The organism is Bradyrhizobium sp. P2_E8 (assembly GCF_056403875.1).
The window spans coordinates 1-4,189 of sequence record NZ_JBFUES010000700.1; the positions used below are offsets into that span (position 1 = coordinate 1).

4 protein-coding genes are annotated in these 4,189 nt (G+C 65.7%); 3 read left to right on the top strand and 1 reads right to left on the bottom strand.

Annotated elements, in window-relative coordinates; all coding sequences use genetic code 11:
- From AC1D00_RS29830 to AC1D00_RS29840, 3 genes are all read left to right on the top strand, one after another.
- Nucleotides 1-1,199, top strand: a 1,199-nt coding sequence (locus AC1D00_RS29830; RefSeq protein ID WP_477013140.1) for an ATP-binding protein, incomplete at its 5' end; no start/stop codon positions are given.
- Entirely contained in the window at nt 1,189-1,722 is a 534-nt protein-coding gene (locus AC1D00_RS29835) for a response regulator transcription factor (protein WP_135174873.1), read from the top strand. The genes AC1D00_RS29830 and AC1D00_RS29835, both read left to right, overlap by 11 nt.
- A gap of 140 nt (nt 1,723-1,862) precedes the next feature.
- A complete protein-coding gene (locus tag AC1D00_RS29840; protein WP_477013141.1) occupies nt 1,863-3,254 on the top strand; it encodes an adenylate/guanylate cyclase domain-containing protein in 1,392 nt (463 codons plus the stop codon).
- A gap of 89 nt (nt 3,255-3,343) precedes the next feature.
- Here the strand turns inward: AC1D00_RS29840 and AC1D00_RS29845 are convergent, their stop codons facing one another.
- Nucleotides 3,344-4,126, bottom strand: a complete 783-nt coding sequence (locus tag AC1D00_RS29845; protein WP_167770832.1) for a CarD family transcriptional regulator — start codon at nt 4,124-4,126, stop codon at nt 3,344-3,346.
- Nucleotides 4,127-4,189: the final 63 nt, after the last annotated feature.

The window sequence follows — 4,189 nt, forward strand, 5'->3', positions numbered from 1 at the left end:
TGACCATCGGCGGCGTGCATTTCTGGCTCGGCATTCCCCTGCCGCTGGAGCGGATGGGCGCGGTGATCGGCGCGCTGGTGCTGCTCAACGTCTCGAGCCTGGTCTGGGTGCGCCATCGTGCCGCGATCTCCAACAACGAGCTGCTGGTCGCCTTGATGCTCGACGTCGCGGCACTGACCGCGCAGCTCTATCTCAGTGGCGGCGCCACCAATCCGTTCACCTCGCTATTCCTGCTCCAGGTGACGCTGGGCGCCGTGCTGCTCGATGCGCGCTCGACCTGGTCGCTGGTGGCGCTGACCTGCGCCAGCTTCGTTTGGCTGACGCTGGCGTACCGGCCGCTCGACCTGCCACCGAACCCGATCAGCGAGACCTACAGCCTCACGGTAACAGGCATGCTCCTGGGCTTCGTGCTCAATGCCGTGCTGCTGGTCGTGTTCGTCACCCGCATCAACAGGAACCTGCGCGAGCGCGACGCGCATCTGGCGGCGCTGCGCCAGCATGCGGCCGAGCAGGACCATATCGTCCGCATGGGCCTGCTGGCATCGGGCGCGGCGCACGAGCTCGGCACCCCGCTCGCCTCGCTCTCGGTGATCCTCAGCGACTGGCGCCGCATGCCGGATCTCGCCGCCGATCAGGAGCTCGCCGAGGATCTCGCGGAGATGGAGACCTCGCTGCAACGCTGCAAGTCGATCGTCACGGGCATCCTGGTGTCGGCGGGCGAAGCGCGCGGCGAAGGGTCCTCGCCGACGACGGTGACGGCCTTCGTGACCGCACTGGTCGATGAGTGGCGCAACGCCCGTTCGGCGCGCACGCTCTACTTCGTCAACACGTTCGGCGAAGACATCGCGATCGTCTCCGACGTGGCGCTGAAACAGGTGATCTTCAACGTGCTCGACAACGCCTATGAGGTCTCGCGCGAATGGGTGGAACTGCTGGCGGAGCGCGAGGGCGACAATCTCGTGCTGTCGATCAGCGACCGCGGTCCCGGCTTTGCGCCGGAGATGCTGGCGCAGCTCGGCAAGCCCTATCACTCCAGCAAGGGCCGCGCCGGCGGCGGGCTCGGCCTGTTCCTGGTGGTCAACGTGGTGCGCAAGTTAGGGGGCAGCGTGACCGCCGAGAACCACAGGAAGCGCGGCGCCACCGTCCGCCTCACCCTGCCGCTCGCAACGCTCGCGATCGGGGGCAGCTTTGACGCCTGACCGTTCGCTCATCGTCGTCGAGGACGACGAAAGCTTTGCGCGCACGCTGAAACGCTCGTTCGAGCGCCGCGGCTACGAGGTCGTGCTGGCCGGCTCGATCGAGGAGGTGCGGAAAGTGCTGGAGGAGCGATCCTTCGGCCACGCCGTTGTTGACCTCAAGCTCGGCGGCGCCTCGGGGCTCGCCTGCGTCGAGCTGCTGCACACCCACGATGAGGAGATGCTGATCGTGGTGCTGACCGGCTTTGCCAGCATCTCCACCGCCGTCGAGGCGATCAAGCTGGGCGCCTGCCACTATCTGGCAAAACCCTCCAACACCGATGACATCGAGGCCGCCTTCAACAGGGCCGAAGGCAACGCCGAAGTCGCGCTCGATGCACGGCCGACATCGATCAAGACGCTGGAATGGGAACGCATCCACCAGACGCTGATCGAGACGGATTTCAACATCTCGGAAGCAGCGCGGAGGTTGGGTATGCATCGGCGCACGCTGGCGAGGAAGCTCGAGAAGCGGCCGGTGAAGTGAGCGGTTCGCTGCGCGGGTGAAAAACACTCACCCGAGCTGATGACCTCGCGGCCATGCATCACTAGACTGAAGATCGGTTGCGGCGGCTGACAGCCGTCGTCGTGCTGCAACGGCCCAAGCGAGGAGACCGCCCCGTGACAATGCTCGTCGAGCGCAGCGAATCGTCTGCCGAGCCTTCACGCGCGCGCAGCCAGCGCGAGACCGAAACTGTCCAGTTCGCGCAGGCCGCACTCGCATCCGCCAAGCAGGAGGGCCTGCAACTGGCCGTGCGGGCGCGCTATGTCGCGCTTGCCATCATCGCTTGCCTGCTGCCGGCCATCAACCCGGCATGGGAGCAGCTCTACTACGTGGCGCTGCTGGGCCTGTTCGCACTGATCGGCTGGGCCCAGGTCAGGGTTGGGCGGGTCGGCGTGTCGCGGTCGGAATTGGCGCTTTTGTTCTGCGACCTGGCGCTGCTCACCTTCGTCATCGTCGTCCCGAACCCCTTCGGCACGACGCACTGGCCGGTGGCGATGCAGTACCATTTCGGCAACTTCATCTACTTCTTCGTGCTGCTCTCGGGCGCCACGCTGGCCTATTCCTGGCGAACCGTGGTTGCGGTCGGAACATGGACCGCAGCGCTCTGGGTGATCGGCATCGCATGGGTGTGGTGGCAACCTGATCGCGATCCCGCACTGACCGCCCGCATTGCGGACGCGGTGGGCAGCGATCACAGGCTGTTCGCGCTGATCTCGCCCGCTGCGATCGGATTCGGCATCCGCATCCAGGAAATCGTCGTCTTCATGATCGTCGCCGTGACGCTGGCGCTCGCCGTCCGCCGCAGCAACGATCTGCTGATCCGGCATGCCGCGGTGGAACGGGAACGCGGCAATCTTGCGCGCTACTTTTCACCCAACGTCGTGACGGAATTGTCGAAGCACGACGAGCCATTGAAGCAGGTGCGCACGCAGGACGTCGCGGTGCTGTTCGTGGATATCGTCGGCTTCACGGCATTTGCCGATGCGCGCACCCCGGAGGAGGTGGTGCGGACGTTGCGCGAATTCCACGGATTGATGGAGCAGGAGGTTTTCCGCCACGACGGCACGTTGGACAAATATCTGGGTGACGGATTGATGGCGACATTCGGCACGCCGTTCGCCGGCACGCGCGACGCCAGCAATGCGCTGCGCTGTGCCCAGGCCATGATTGCGGCGGCGGACCGGTGGAGCGCGCAGCGAAGGGCATCCGGTGAGCCGCCGATGCACGTCAGCTTTGGCCTGCATTACGGGCCGGTGGTGCTCGGCGACATCGGGCACACCTGTCTGGAATTTGCCGTGATCGGCGCGACCGTCAACGCAGCAAGCCGTCTCGAAGCGCTGACGCGCACGCTCGACTGCGCGCTGGTGGCAAGCCACGATCTCGTCAGCCGCGCCATGCTAGAGCTCGGCAGCACAGCCGAGACATTTGCATCGTTGATCGCCCTGGATCCCCAAGCGATCCGCGGGCTCGAGCGGCCGATCGCGATCTGGACCCAGCCGCGCGCGGCGCCGTAGGGCGAGGCTCGACCGCCGTTGCATCACAAACAAAAAGCCCGGCCAAACGGCCGGGCTTTTGATCTGTTGCGATCGACGCAACGAGAGGCTTACGCCGCCTCGTCGGCGACGGTGGTGTCGTCGCCATCGGTATCGTCGGCATCGCCCTCAGCATCCGCCTCGCCCTCGGCGGCTTCCGCCTTGGCGTTGCGGCGCGGGCTCTTGGCGAGCTGGGCCTCGATCTCCTTGACCGCTTCGGTCTCGGTCGAGTGCTGCACCACCGCGATCTCGCGGGAGAGACGATCCAGCGCCGCTTCATAGAGCTGGCGTTCGCTATAGGACTGCTCAGGCTGCGACTCGGAGCGATAGAGGTCGCGCACGACTTCCGCGATCGCGACGATGTCGCCCGAATTGATCTTCGCTTCGTACTCCTGGGCGCGGCGCGACCACATGGTGCGCTTGACGCGGGCGCGGCCCTTGAGGGTCTCCAGCGCCTTCTTCACCAGCGCAGGCTCGGACAGCTTGCGCATGCCGACATTGGCGACCTTGGCGGTCGGCACGCGCAGCGTCATCTTGTCCTTGATGAAGTTGATGACGAACAGCTCGAGCTTCGCACCGGCGATCTCCTGCTCCTCGATGGCCAGGATCTGGCCGACGCCGTGAGCGGGATAGACGACGAATTCGTTGGCCTTGAAGCCCTGACGCTGGGTCACGACCTTCTTTTCCTCGACCTTCGGCGCAGCAGCCGCCGGCTTCACGGCCGGCTTGGCAGCGACAGGAGCCTTGGCAGCAGCAACAGGGGCCTTCGGCGCGGCGGACTTGGCAGCGGGAGCCTTGGCAGCAGGCTTGACAGCGGTCGCTTTCGCGGCCGGTTTGGCAGTCTTGTTAGGCATTGCGCTTCTTTTGTTCTTCGAGGACTTTGCAGCCGGCGCCTTCGTCGCGGACCGACCCTTGGA